This is a genomic window from Sphingomonas sp. PP-CC-3A-396, assembly GCF_004343105.1.
Classification (GTDB): Bacteria; Pseudomonadota; Alphaproteobacteria; order Sphingomonadales; family Sphingomonadaceae; genus Sphingomonas.
Genome location: NZ_SLYF01000003.1, coordinates 193,256 through 206,876 on the forward strand (window position 1 = coordinate 193,256; position 13,621 = coordinate 206,876).

The 13,621-nt window shown below is 67.1% G+C and carries 8 protein-coding genes; 3 read left to right on the plus strand and 5 right to left on the minus strand.

Translation table 11 applies throughout. The features are described from left to right. Nucleotides 1-139 precede the first annotated feature (139 nt). The 5 genes from C8J40_RS07135 to C8J40_RS07155 form a co-directional block, all read right to left on the minus strand. Complete coding sequence (locus tag C8J40_RS07135) at nt 140-3,454, minus strand: PAS-domain containing protein (protein WP_132896413.1); 3,315 nt, start codon at nt 3,452-3,454, stop codon at nt 140-142. Nucleotides 3,455-3,612: 158 nt separating this feature from the next. Continuing rightward, entirely contained in the window at nt 3,613-5,958 is a 2,346-nt protein-coding gene (locus tag C8J40_RS07140) for a xanthine dehydrogenase family protein molybdopterin-binding subunit (protein WP_132896414.1), read from the minus strand. After that, the gene (locus C8J40_RS07145) at nt 5,955-6,941 is read right to left on the minus strand and encodes a xanthine dehydrogenase family protein subunit M (RefSeq protein ID WP_132896415.1); all 987 of its coding nucleotides are present in this window, start codon (nt 6,939-6,941) and stop codon (nt 5,955-5,957) included. The genes C8J40_RS07140 and C8J40_RS07145 overlap by 4 nt, the downstream gene beginning before the upstream one ends. Further along, a complete protein-coding gene (locus C8J40_RS07150) occupies nt 6,938-7,462 on the minus strand; it encodes a 2Fe-2S iron-sulfur cluster-binding protein (RefSeq protein ID WP_132896416.1) in 525 nt (174 codons plus the stop codon). The genes C8J40_RS07145 and C8J40_RS07150 overlap by 4 nt, the downstream gene beginning before the upstream one ends. 168 nt (nt 7,463-7,630) lie before the next feature. After that, the gene (locus C8J40_RS07155) at nt 7,631-9,697 is read right to left on the minus strand and encodes a catalase (RefSeq protein ID WP_132896417.1); all 2,067 of its coding nucleotides are present in this window, start codon (nt 9,695-9,697) and stop codon (nt 7,631-7,633) included. Nucleotides 9,698-9,866: 169 nt separating this feature from the next. On the opposite strand from C8J40_RS07155, the gene C8J40_RS07160 reads away from it, so the two are divergent. From C8J40_RS07160 to C8J40_RS07170, 3 genes are all read left to right on the plus strand, one after another. After that, nucleotides 9,867-10,337 (plus strand): hypothetical protein, encoded by a 471-nt coding sequence (locus tag C8J40_RS07160; protein WP_243693247.1) that lies wholly within the window; start codon nt 9,867-9,869, stop codon nt 10,335-10,337. 88 nt (nt 10,338-10,425) lie between these two features. Next, a complete protein-coding gene (locus C8J40_RS07165; protein ID WP_243693248.1) occupies nt 10,426-12,480 on the plus strand; it encodes a TonB-dependent receptor in 2,055 nt (684 codons plus the stop codon). Next, the gene (locus C8J40_RS07170) at nt 12,480-13,616 is read left to right on the plus strand and encodes a PepSY-associated TM helix domain-containing protein (RefSeq protein WP_132896418.1); all 1,137 of its coding nucleotides are present in this window, start codon (nt 12,480-12,482) and stop codon (nt 13,614-13,616) included. Before C8J40_RS07165 ends, C8J40_RS07170 begins: the two co-directional genes overlap by 1 nt. Nucleotides 13,617-13,621: the final 5 nt, after the last annotated feature.

The following is a 13,621-nucleotide window of genomic DNA, read 5'->3' on the forward strand; positions in this document are numbered from 1 at the left end:
GTCCAATCCTCCCCCGCTAGGGGGGAGGTGGCGCCGAAGGCGACGGAGGGGGAGGACGCGAAACAGACGTGACCCTTTCCGCCCCCTCCGTCTGGCAAGCGCCAGCCACCTCCCCCTTGCGGGGGAGGATGCAGAAGGCTCAAATCCCGCGCGCTGCCGCCGCCGAGGCCTCCTCGATAAACCGCCACAGATCCGCCGGCACCACCGGCTTGGTCAGCACCACCAGCCCCGCACACCGCACATCCTCCACGACCGCACGGTCCGCGGTCACCAGCGCAATCGCCGGCGCCGGCGTCATCGCCCGCAACCGCGCAACCACGTCGAGCCCGTCCTCCGCCTCATCCAGATGATAGTCGACCAGCGCCACATCCGGCTCCTCGTCCGCCGCCAATTCCATCGCCTCGGCAACCGTCGCGGCTAGCAGCGGTACGCACCGCCGCGCGCGCAAAGCCGCATCGAGCGCCGCCAGGATCGTCGCATCGTTATCGAGGCACAGCACCCGCAACCCCGGCACTAGCGCACGCATCGCCGAAGGCGTCGGCAAAGCCACGTCCAGCCCAGCAGGCGCCAACGGCACGCGCACAGCAAACGTCGTTCCCCGCCCCAGAGCCGACCGCAACTCCACCGCCACCCCGAGCAACCGCGCGATCCGCCGGACGATCGCCAGCCCCAGCCCAACGCCGCCGCCCGCACTCCCCTTGCTTTCGAGCCGCTCGAACTCCTCGAAGATCCGCTCGCGGTCCCCGGCAGCAATCCCCGGCCCAGCATCACGCACCTCGATCAGCACGTCACCGCCTCTGCGCCGGGCGCCGATCCAGATCCGCCCGTCCGCCGAATAACGCACCGCATTCGACAGGAAGTTCTGCAATATCGACCGCAGCAACGACCGATCCGTCGCCACGCTGAACGCCCCCGGATGCGCCGCCAGCACCAGCCCACGCTCGCCCGCCAGCGGCCGGAACTGCACCACCAGTTCCTCGATCAACGCCCCCAGAGCAAACCGCTCGACCTTCGGCACGACGCCCCCTGCATCGAGCCGCGACACGTCGAGCAGCGCGCGCAGCAACGTGTCCGCCGACCCGATCGCGCCATCGATCGCGCGCACCAGTTCCGCCTGATGCGGCGCCTTCCCCTCGTCGAGCGCCGCACAGAACAGCCGCGCCGCATGCAATGGCTGCAACAGATCATGGCTCGCCGCCGCCAGAAACCGCGTCTTGTCGCGCGTCGCGGTCTCCGCCACCGCCCGCGCCTCGTCGAGCATGTGGTTCGACCGCGCGAGATCGTGCGTGCGCGCGACGACCCGCGCCTCGAGATCGGCCTGCGCCTCCTTTTCCGCGGTGATGTCGGTGAAGCTCTGGACGTAGCCCCCGCCCGGCATCGGCCGTCCGACCATCTTGATCCACCGCCCCGATGGCCGTTGCCGCTCGAAACTATGCGGCGTGCCGCGCGCGAGGTGCGCCACCCGCCGACCGACATGCGCCGCGATATCGCCGACCCCCTCGCGCTCGGCATTGTAGCGGATCAGGTCGGCGATCGAACGCCCGACGACCACATAGCCCTCGGGATAATCGAACATCTCGACATAGCGCGGATTCCACGCGACCAGCCGCAGGTCCGCATCGATAACGCTCACCCCCGGGTCGATCGTCTCCAGCGTCGCGGACAGCAACGTGCGCGAGAACCGCAGCGAGCGCCCGCGCTGGTCGAGCAGGCGGACCACGTCGCTGACGTCGATCGCCGACCCGGCGATGCTCGACGCGACGATCTTCCGCGCCGACGGCGCGCCGATCACGCCCGCGATCAACCGCTCGGCGGTGCGCGCGGCGGGGCCGTCGATCGGCGCGCGCAGATCGGCCGACGCCACGCCGATCGCCTCCGCCTCGCCATCGCCGACGAACCGGGCGACCAGCATCCGCAATTCGCCCAACGTCGTGACGTGATCGAGTGCGGCGTTCCCCCGATGCCGCTCGCGCATATGCAAGCCTGCCATCAGCGCGACGTTGACGCCAAGGCTCCACACCGTCCCATTGACCAGCGGCGAACCGATCCGCCAGCCGAGCAGAGCATCGGGATCGAGCCAGCCGCGCGTGAACTGCGCCAGCGCCGGACCCACGCCCTCGCCGATCGACGGCAGCAACAGGCAGTAGATCCAGACGACCACGCCCCCGATCAGCCCCGCACGTGCTGCTGTATGATTGGCGAAGTTCCACCCCACCGTCGCGATCAGCGCAGGCGCGAACTGCGCGACGCCGGCGAACGCGATCAACCCGATCGAGGCCAGCGGCAGGTCCGCACCCAGACTGCGCCCATACACCAGCGCGACCGCGACGATCGCGGCGATGATGACGCGCCGCACGCGCAGCATCCGTCGGCCAAGCTCGCCCTCGCCCGCCTCGCCGTGGCGCCGGAGCAGCAGCGGCGCGAGCAGGTCGTTGGTCGCCATCGTCGACAGCGCGATCGTCTCGACCACCACCATCGCCGTCGCCGCCGAGAAGCCGCCGAGAAATGCGATCAGCGCGACGAGGTGATGCCCCTGCTGCAACGGCACTGCCAGCACGTAAAGATCGGGCTCGGCATCCCACGGCAACAGCGTCATCCCCGCCAGCGCCAGCGGCAGCACGAGCAGCGAGATCACCACCATGTACGCGATGAACGGGCCACGTGCCCGGGCGACCGCGTCGGGCCCGCGCGCCTCGATCACGCCGACATAGAATTGCCGTGGCAGACACAGGATCGCCAACGCCGACAGCAACGTCCGCACCCAGAAATCCGACGACAGCGCGCCCCAGGTGAAGCCGGACTGCAGCCGCGCTAGTGCCGGTGCCAGTGTCTCAGCCGGTACGTCGACGAGCAGCATCACGGTCACCACTCCGAGGACGACGAAGCACAGCAGCTTGATCAGCGACTCCGCCGCGATGGCCGCGACCACGCCAGGGTTGCGCCCGGCGACCTCGTACCGGCGCGCGCCGAACACGATCGCGAAGACCGCGAGCAGCAACGCGACCAGCAAGCCGACCTCCGCCGAGCTGCCGACTCCGGCGATCGCGCCGAAGCTCAGCGTCACCGACCGCAACTGGAGCGCGATATACGGCACCGACGCAAGCAACGCCGTTCCCGCGACGATCGCCGCCGTCCCTCGACTGCGCCCATAGCGCGCCGAAATGAAGTCTGAGATCGAACTCGACCCCTCCTCGCGCGCCAGCCGCACCAGCCGCGCGAGAAACTTCGGCGCGAGCAGGAACACGAGCGCCGGCCCGAGATAGATGGCGAGGTAATCCCACCCCCGCGTCGCCGCAGTCCCGACCCCACCGAAGAACGTCCAGCTGCTGCAATAGACTGCCAGCGACAACGGATACGCGATCCGCCCTAGCCGCTGCGACAGCCCGCGCCGATCCACCACCCACGCGATCCCGAACAACAGCGCGCCATAACCGAGAATGGCGAGGATGATCATCGGTCGGGTGATGGACGCGCTCCGGTCTGGCGCCGAAGCGCGGTGTCACGACAGACATAGCGCCGATCCGCGCGGTCGGCGACAGCCACCCGGCGTAAACCGAGTGGTTGTCGCTCGCCTCGATCCTCCCGCCAGGAGGAGGATACGCAGGTGAGAAGCTAGAGCAGCTTGTCGAGCGTGATCGGCAGGTCGCGAACGCGTTTGCCGCAGGCATTGTAGACCGCATTGGCGACCGCCGCGGCGACGCCGGTGATGCCGATCTCGCCGATCCCGTGCGCGCCCATCGGCGTGTGCGGGTCGGCGATGTCGGTCCAGATCACATCGATCTCGGGCACGTCGAGATGCACCGGCACATGATATTCGGCGAGGCTCGGGTTCATGATCCGGCCGTTGCGCTCGTCGAACTGCGTCTCCTCCATCAGCGCCATGCCGAGGCCCATGATGATTCCGCCGCGGAACTGGCTGCGCGCGGTCTTGGGGTTGAGGATACGCCCGGTGTCGAACGAGCCCAGAAAGCGGCTGACGCGCGTCTCGCCGGTGACGCTGTTGACGCGCGCCTCGCAGAACATCGCGCCATAGGAATGCATCGACCAGTGCATCATTTCGAGCGGCTGCGACGCTTCTTCAGTGACCGTCACGCTGTCCCGCTGCGCCCGACCCAGGATCGACGCATAGCTCTCGCGGCGCGTGGGATCGTCGAGCTTGGCGAGGCCCGCATCGTCGCTGCCGACCTCGTCCACCGACAGCCCGGCAAGCGGGGAGTCGTTCCCGGCAAGCTTGAGCAGCTCACTTACCAGCGCATTGTGCGCGGCGATCACCGCCGCACCAATCGCCGCGGTCTGCTGTGATCCGCCGGCGAGGATCGCGCCGGGAATGACCGAGTCGCCATAGCGCACGTCGACCGCCTCCATCGGCAGGCCAAGCCGCTCGGCCGCGACCATCGTCGTGGTCGTCGCGGTGCCCATCCCCATCTCCTGTGCAGACACTTCGACGATCGCGGTCGCGGCCCCCGTCCCCGCTGCCGACAGCGTGATCCGCGCCGCAGCGCCCGGCATCCGGTAATAGGGATAGGTGGCGGTCGCACAGCCCATCCCGATCAGCCACTCGCCGTCGCGGCGCAAGCCCGGCTCGGGCGACCGCTGGTCCCAACCAAACTTCTCCGCGCCCGCACGCCACGCTTCGACCAGATGCCGCGAAGAAAAGGGCAGACCCGAAAGCGGATCGGTTTCGGGCTCGTTGCGGATGCGGAGGTCGATCGGATCGATACCGAGTTCTACCGCAAGTTCGTCAATGCCGGATTCGAGCGCGAAGGTGCCGACCGACTCGCCGGGCGCACGCATGAACGTGTTGGCGAGCATGTTGAGCCGGACGACCTCGACCGACAGTTTCACGCTGTCCGCCGCATAACCCGATTTCGAGCCGACGATGAACGGCTCGGGCATGTCGTTGTGCGGCGTCGTCGCGGTCGTGCCTGCGTGGATCATTGCCTGGAAATGGCCATCGGCGGCAGCGCCGATCGCGACGCGCTGTTCGGTCAGCGTGCGGCCACCGACGATCCGGTAGACACCCTCGCGACTGAGCGCGATCCGCACCGGCCGCTGCACGAGCTTCGCCGCAGCCGCGCCGAGGATCTGGTGATCCCACAGGCACTTTCCGCCAAAGCCGCCACCGACATAGGGCGACAGGACATGGACCTGGTCGGCGGCAAGATCGAACACGTCGGCGATCGTCGCGGCCTCCGCGGTGACCAGCTGGCTCGCATCGTGGATCGTCAGTCGATCACCATCCCAGACCACCGTCGAGGCATGCGGTTCGATCGCATTGTGGTTGTGGCGCGGCGTCCGATAGACGTTATCGACCGCGTGCGGTGCCGCCTTGAGCATCGCCTCCGCATCACCGACCTCTGCCTGCAAAGCCTGTCCCATGAACGCGCCGGGTTCCGCCCCCGCGGCCTTGGCCTCGTCGAACGAGGTCAGTGCCGGTTCGGCGGCATAGTCCGCGACGATCAGCGACGCGGCATGATCCGCCTGCTCCTGCGTCTCGGCGAGCACCACCGCGATCGGCTGGCCGTTCCAGTGGATCCGGTCGTCCTGCATGATCGGCAGGTCGGCGGGGCCGGCAGCGGTCGGCGACGAGCCGAACACCGCAGGCCGGTTCATCCGTGGCGCGTTGCGATGCGTCATCACCAGCACGACGCCGGTCGCGGCCTCGGCAGCTTCCGTATCCAGCCGCGCAATCCGCCCGCGCGGGATCGTCGCATAGGCCAGCGCGGCATAGACCATCCCCGGCAGCGGCACCTCGGCGGCAAAGCGCGCCGCACCCTGCACCTTGGCCGCGCCATCGAGACGCGACACCGGCGTACCGATCAGCCCGTGCTGGCGGCGGATCAACGGATCGGGAACGCCCCCTGGAATCCAGCTGTCGGGTGCCAGCGGCACGAGTTTCTCCATCGCGCCCTGCACCACGGCTTGCGCGGCGCCCTTGACGCTGTCGACGATGCTCATGCGCTTGCTCCTGCGAGATCGCCGAGCACGGCGACCAGCGTCCGCTTGACGAGTTCGATCTTGAAGCCGTTGTCGCGCAAGGGATGCGCGTCGGCCAGTTCGGCCAGCGCCGCCTCGCGGAACAGCGCCTCGCTCGGTACCGCACCGCGGAGGATCGCTTCCGCCTTCAGCGCGCGCCACGGCTTGTGCGCGACGCCGCCCAGCGCGATCCGCACGTCGCCTACCCGGCCATCGTCGATCCGCAACGCAGCGGCCACCGACACCAGCGCGAACGCATAGCTCGCCCGGTCGCGCACCTTCCGGTAGGTCGAGTTGGTCGCGAACGGCATCGGCGGCACTGTGATCGCGGTGATCAGGTCGCCCGGTGCGAGCACCGTGTCGCGGTCCGGATGGTCACCGGGCAGGCGGTGAAGCTCGGCGAACGGCAGCGTGCGCGCCCCTGCGACGCCATCGATGTGCACGATCGCATCGAGCGCGGTGAGCGCGACGCACATGTCCGAAGGATGCGTCGCGACGCAGGCGGGCGAGGCGCCGAGGATCGCATGGATCCGATTGAGCCCGCCCGCCGCATCGCATCCCGATCCGGGCTGGCGCTTGTTGCAGTGCGAGCCGTCGGTATCGTAGAAATAGGTGCACCGCGTGCGTTGCAGCAAATTGCCGCCGACCGTCGCCATGTTGCGGATCTGCGGTGACGCCCCCGCCAGGATCGCGCGCGCCAGCACGGGATAGCGTTCGCGCACCGCGGGATGCTCGGCGAGTGCGGTGTTGCGGACCGCGGCGCCGATCGACAGCCCGCCGTCCTCGGTTTCGGCGATCTCGCCGGAGAGGCCGGTGACGTCGACCACGCGATCGGGCTGGGCGATCGTCTCGCGCATCAGGTCGACCAGATTGGTGCCGCCGCCAAGATAGGCCGTGGCCGGGTCGGCGCCGAGCGTGATCGCATCGGCAATGCCGTCGGCGCGTGCGTAGGTGAACGGCGTCATGCCACCCCCTCCGCGACGCCGGTTCGCTCCGCGTCGACGGTCTGCGCGATCGCGTCGATGATGCCGTTATGTGCACCGCAACGACACAGATTGCCGCTCATCCGCTCCTGGAGTTCCTCACGCGTCAGCGTGACGAACGCGGACAGATCCGCCGTGACATGGCTCGGCAAGCCGCGCTTGGCTTCACTCGCCATACCGATCGCCGAACAAATCTGCCCGGGCGTGCAATAGCCGCATTGGAACCCGTCATGATCGATGAACGCCTGCTGCAATGGATGCAGCGCGCCCTCGGTCGAGAGCCCTTCGATCGTGGTGATGCTCCGGCCGGTATATTGCACCGCCAGCGCCAGGCAGGACAGGATCCGTTCGCCATCGACAAGGACGGTGCAGGCGCCGCATGCGCCCTGGTTGCAGCCCTTTTTGGTGCCCGTCAGATGGAGATGTTCGCGGAGGAAATCGAGCAAAGAAACGCGCGGATCGACTGGCGGTTCGGCCGCCGCCCCATTGATGATCATCGACATCGCGATCTCCTGAATTTCGGTATTTTATCGTTCTTGCCGGTTTATCCGAAGCAGGGTTCCGCCACCATAGCGCCGTGGTCATAACTGCCGAAGATATCGATAAAAAAACCGGAGGCGCATCGTCTGCACCCCCGGTTTTATTCAGTCGCCTAGGTTTCCCCCTGGCGATCAGGCCAGCGTGCGGACGTTGGGTTCACGGTCCCGGTAGCGCTTCGTGCCCGCCGTCGCGATCTTGCCGAGATCAACGACACCGGCATCCGGCTCAACACCGGCCTTGTCGAGCAGCGGCTTTGACGCCGCGTTGGCCGCAACCGCCTTCAGATGTCCGAACGCATCCATGACCCACTGAACCGCGGCGCCTTCCTTGAGCAGCGTCTTGCATCCGTCCTCGGAGAGCACCACCGCGACCGCGTCGAAGATCTGCGACGGGCTGCCCGCGAGTTGGCCGTGCGCCTTCTTCTTGCTGCCATCGGCGAGCTTGGCACCACCGACCTTCGGCGCGACCAGTACGGCCTTGCCGCCTGCGCCCTCGACGGCGCTAACGACCGCATCGATCTCGGCGCCATCGGAGCCATCCGCGATCAGGATACCGACCTGGCGACCCTCAAGCGTCTCCTTCATCGACTTCTGGATCGACAGGGCGTCGCTTGGCTTCATGTCAACCGGCTCGCGGAAGGCAGGGTTAGCTGCCGGCAGGTCGATCCCGAGACCGTCGGCAACGCGCGATGCCAGTTCCTCGTTCACGTTGCGCAGGTTGGCGACGGTGCGCTCTTGAACGTGCGCGAGGCCGACCTTCGACAGTTCGAACGTAAAGGCCGACGCGATGTGCGCCTTCTCGTTGTCCGTCGCCGACACCCAGAACAGCCGTGCCTGGCTGTAATGATCGCCGAACAATTCGGCGCGCATACGCAGCTTGTCGCCCTGTTCGTCCGCCCCGGTCGGGTTGGTCGTCGTTACGAAGCCATTTGGCGACTCGCGCGGACCACCATCCTCGCCGACCACCGACAGGCTGTTGGGCTCGTAATTCGCCCGGCCCTTCGGCACCTTGGTTTGCATCATCCCATCGCGCTGGAAGTTCTGCGCGTCGTTGCGCGGTGCATTGACCGGGATCTGGTGGAAGTTGGTCGTCCCGAGACGCGACTTCTGCGTATCGAGATAGCTGAACAACCGTCCCTGGAGCAGCGGATCGTTCGAGAAATCGATCCCCGGCACGATATTGGTTGGCAAGAATGCGACCTGCTCGGTCTCCGCGAAGAAATTGTCGACGTTCCGGTCGAGCACCATCCGGCCGATGATCCGGACGGGGACATCCTCCTCGGGGATCAACTTAGTCGAATCGAGCACGTCATAGGGCTGCGCCTCGGCGAATGCCTTGTCGAACACCTGGATGCCCAGCTCCCACTCGGGGAAATCGCCGGTATCGATCGCTTCCCACAGGTCGCGACGATGATAGTCGTTGTCAGCGGCCTGCAACTTGAGCGTCTCGTCCCAGATCGTCGACTGGAGACCGAGCTTGGGCTTCCAGTGGAATTTCACGAAGCTCGACTTGCCTTCTTCGTTGACCAGCTGGAACGTGTGGACGCCGAAGCCTTCCATCATCCGCAGCGAGCGCGGCAGCGTGCGGTCGGACATCGCCCACATCTGCATGTGCGTCGATTCCGGGGTCAGCGACGCCCAGTCCCAGAACGTGTCGTGCGCCGAGCCAGCCTGCGGATAGGCGCGGTCGGCTTCCATCTTCACCGAATGGATCAGGTCGGGGAACTTGATCGCGTCCTGGATGAAGAACACCGGGATGTTGTTGCCGACGAGATCCCAATTGCCCTCGGTGGTGTAGAACTTGACCGCGAAGCCGCGCACGTCGCGCGGGGTGTCGACCGAACCGGCGCCACCGGCGACCGTCGAGAAACGCGTGAACAGCTCGGTCTTGGTGCCCTTCTTGAATACCGCCGCCTTGGTCAGGTCGGAGATGTCGTCGGTCGCCTCGAAATAGCCGTGTGCGCCCGAACCGCGGGCGTGGACGATCCGCTCGGGGATCCGCTCGTGATCGAAATGGAAAATCTTCTCGCGCAGCACGAAATCCTCGAGCAGCGTGGGACCACGCGCGCCGGACTTCAGGCTGTTCTGGTTGTCGGAGACGGGCACGCCGTGGTTGGTCGTGAGCACGGGCACGTCGCCGCCGGCGCGCTGGTGGGTTTCGCCACCATTGCCGGGATTGCGCTCTGCGGGGTCGCTCATTGCAAATCCTTGGTTATCAGTCGGAGTTCTGGGCAGTTAACGAACGCTGCGAGAGCCTGGGTCCACGCACACGAAAGAATTCCTGACCTATCGCCAGCCCCGATCGCCCCCGACCACGTGGACAGGATGTCACAGTGACAGCCATGGGCATGCCGTCTACCGGTACGCGGTGTCCGCACTGCGCCGCCTCATCCTGTCCCGCCCGCTGCTAATGGGATGGCTGTGCGTGGCGGCGCTAGCGCTGAAGCTGCTGGTGCCCTCGGGCTACATGATCTCCGGCGAAGGCGGCCGCGTCGCGATCATCCTGTGTTCGGGTGTCGCCCCGTCGATGGCCGGCCCGTCTACAACCGGCGCATTGAACGCGGCGTCGCCGGACATGGTCATGGGCGATCACGTGATGTCCGGCCATGCCATGCCGGAGCACGATCCTTCTACCAGCCACGGCAAGACGGAGATGGCCTGCGCGTTCTCCGGGCTCTCGGCGCAGGCACTCGCGGGCGTCGATGCGACCCTGCTGGTGGCGGCGATCGCGTTCGTCATGGCGATCGGCGTCCGCCCCGTCCGCCGGTTGGTGCCGGTCCGCGCGTCCTATCTGCGCCCGCCTTTGCGAGGCCCCCCGATAGCCCTCTCGACCATCTGACCCGAGCCGCCCGTCCCGAGGGGATGCGGCTCGCCACATTTGCCGGCGCGCGCCGTCACGGTCGCGCGCCTGTCGAAGGCTCCTGCACATGTTTCGTACTCCGCCTCCATTCGGGGCGGCGATGGTCGTCGTCCTCGCCGTTCCCGCCTGCCTCGTAGCACCTCTCGCCGTCGCTCAGACAACCGCCCCTACCCCAGCCCCTACCGACACCGACACGCGTTTCACGATCGGCGAGGTCGTCGTAACCGCGCGGAGCATGGCACGGTCGACCGAGACGATCCTGACATCGGTCGACATCCTCGGCGGCGACATCGCGCAGCGCCAGTCGGTCGACAATACGTGGGAGCTGTTCGCCCGGCTGCCCGGCGTCGTGCTGACCGACTTCAACCAGGGTACCACCTCGGGCCGCTTCTCGATCCGCGGGTTCAACGGCGAAGGTGAGATCAACGCGGTCAAGCTGATGATCGACGGCATTCCCAGCAACGACAATGCCGGCGGGATGACCGGAATCGACATGGTTTCGCCGCTCGATATCGCCGCGATCGAGCTGGTCCGCGGCACCGCCGATCCGCGCTGGGGGCTGAACGCGATCGCCGGCAGCGCCAACATCCTGACGCGGATCGGCGGCAATTATCTCGACGCGCGACTGATCGGCGGCGCGTTCGGAACGGTCGACGGACAGGTCTCCGCCGGAGTCGAACGCGGCGGGTTCAGCCAGAATTATTTGGTCGGATACCGTCGGACCGATGCCTATCGCGACCATGCCGATCTCGACCGCCTCAACCTGGCGGGCAAATGGTTCTATGATTTCGGGTCGACCCGCCTGGGGGCGATCGTCCGCTACTCGACCGCAACCGCCGACGAACCCGGCTATCTGACCGACGCCGACGCCTATACCGATCGCACCCGCTCCTACGCCGTGTCCGCCACCGATGGCGGCACGCGGAAGATCGGCCAATACAGCCTGCATCTCGATTCCGACCTGGCCGACACGCTTGCGTTCAGCGCCAAGGGCTATGCCAACAGCCTCGACGACGATCGCTATGTCCGCTTTTCCGCGAGCGTCCCGCAGCAGCGGCGCCTGACCGAGGAATGGCAATATGGCGCGACCGCCGCGCTGCATTATCATCCCCAGGTCGACTTCCTCCACGGCCTGATGATCGAGGCGGGCGGCGACGTGCAGGTGCAGGACAATAAAAGCCTGCGCTGGCTGTCCGACCGCCGCACCCTCACCAGCCAGACGCGCGACCAGGATTTCGGGCTGACCGTCTATGGCGGCTATCTCCAGGCGGTGATCGAGCCGACCGACTGGCTCAAGATCACGCCCGCTTGGCGGCTCGACCGCGTCGCCGGCGATTTCACCAATCGCCTGGCGGGCACGACCGCGCCGATCAACGATTACGGCACGATCAGCCAGCCCAAGCTGAGCGTCGCGATCACGCCCGTGACCGGCGTCACCGCCTACGCCAATTACGGCCGCACGTTCCAGATCGGCGCGGGCTCGGGTGCATATCTGGTGGCGCCGCGAACCACTGACGTCGCGCCGTCGATCAACGAAGGCTATGAGGCGGGCCTGAAGCTGACCCGCGGCCGCTGGCTCGAAGCCCGGGTCGCACTGTGGCAGCAGACCGCGAGTGGCGAGCTGAAGCGACGGCTGAACGATCCGTCGGGCGATGTCGACAATCTAGGCCGGACGCGGCGGCGCGGCATCGATCTGCAGCTCGACGTGAAGCCGGTCCGCACCGTCGCGCTCTGGGGCAGCTATTCGCACCAGACCGCGTGGATCGTCACACCCGACCCGGCCACTCCGTCGCAGGCGGGGAATGCGATCGACCACGTCCCGCAGAACGTCTTTTCAGGGGGGCTCGACGTTACGCCCAGCCCGAAGCTCCGGCTGTCCTTATGGGGCAACGGCCAGTCGAGCTACGAACTCAACCCCGCCAACACGCAGGGACGCTACGGCGATTATGTCGTGCTCAACGCGGAGGTAGCGTACAAGCTGACGCCGACGATCGAGATCTCCGCGCAACTCAAGAACCTGGCGAACGAGCGCTACGAATATGTCTGGTACGACGGCACGCAGCGGCTCCACGCACCGGCCGATCCAAGATCGCTGTTCGGCGCGGTCCGGTTGACGCTCTGATGACACGCCGGCCACCGCTGCGCGTGATCGTGCGGCGCATCCACCTCTGGCTGGGGCTGTCGATCGGCGCGCTGTTCGCGTTCGCCGGGCTGACCGGCAGCATCCTCGTCTTCTATCCGGAGATCGACGCAGCGCTCAGCCCGGCGTTGCGCGCGATACCGGACGGTGCGCGGTCGGTATCGTGGCAGGCGGTCGTCGACACGCTCCACCGCGAGCATCCCGCCCGCACCGGCGCATGGCGGATCGAGGTGACGACGGACGGCGGCGCGATCCCGGTCCGCTATTATAAGCCCAAGGAAACCACCGGTCGCGACTTCGCGCCCCTGCTTGCCTGGATCGACCCGGTGCGGCTGACAACGATCCGCACCGGCTTCTGGGGCGATACGATCGTCACCTGGATCTACGACCTGCATTACCGGCTGCTGCTGGAAAAACCCGGCGGCATCGTCATGGGGATTGCGGGGATCGTCATGCTGCTGATGATCGCCAGCGGGATCTGGGCATGGTGGCCGCGCCCCGGCGGCTGGTGGCGCGCGCTCCGCTTCAAGCGCGACGCCGCGCCGATCCGCCGGCTGTACGACTGGCACAAGCTGATCGGTGTGGCCGGCGCGGTCCTGCTGCTCGTCGTCACCGCGACCGGGGTGATGCTAGACCTCCCCGACCAGACGCGCTCCGTAATCGCCCGCGCCTCACCGCTATATCAGATGCCGCCGCTGATGGTCTTTCCGAACGGAGACCGCCTTCCCGTCGACCGACTGGTCACAGTTGCCGAGCGCCGCTTTCCCGGTGCCGCACTCGCCTGGATCGAAACTCCCGCCTCGCCGACCGGCACCACGCGGATCAATCTCGCACAGGACGGCGAGCCAAGCCGCCGCTTTCCGCGCACCAACGTCTGGCTCGATCCTTATACCGGCGCCATCCTCGCGACCCGCGACGGCCTCGCCGAGACACGCGGCGACATCGTGATGAACTGGCTCCACCCGCTGCACGGCGGCGAGGCGTTCGGACTGCCAGGACGCGTCCTCGCCTTCGCCGCCGGGATCGTCCCGATCGCGCTGTTCGTAACCGGCGTGCTGCGCTGGCAACGACGGCGGCACCCGCAAAGGACGATTGGCACCCGGCACGAACCCGGCTAGCACGA

What these genes read in the sequence shown, in the direction of transcription:
- C8J40_RS07145 (WP_132896415.1), bottom strand. Translation starts at nt 6,941, where the DNA reads ATGACGCCGTTCACCTACGCACGCGCCGACGGCATTGCCGATGCGATC.
- C8J40_RS07170 (WP_132896418.1), top strand. Translation starts at nt 12,480, where the DNA reads ATGACACGCCGGCCACCGCTGCGCGTGATCGTGCGGCGCATCCACCTC.
- C8J40_RS07135 (WP_132896413.1), bottom strand. Translation starts at nt 3,454, where the DNA reads ATGATCATCCTCGCCATTCTCGGTTATGGCGCGCTGTTGTTCGGGATC.
- C8J40_RS07140 (WP_132896414.1), bottom strand. Translation starts at nt 5,958, where the DNA reads ATGAGCATCGTCGACAGCGTCAAGGGCGCCGCGCAAGCCGTGGTGCAG.
- C8J40_RS07165 (WP_243693248.1), top strand. Translation starts at nt 10,426, where the DNA reads ATGTTTCGTACTCCGCCTCCATTCGGGGCGGCGATGGTCGTCGTCCTC.
- C8J40_RS07150 (WP_132896416.1), bottom strand. Translation starts at nt 7,462, where the DNA reads ATGTCGATGATCATCAATGGGGCGGCGGCCGAACCGCCAGTCGATCCG.
- C8J40_RS07155 (WP_132896417.1), bottom strand. Translation starts at nt 9,697, where the DNA reads ATGAGCGACCCCGCAGAGCGCAATCCCGGCAATGGTGGCGAAACCCAC.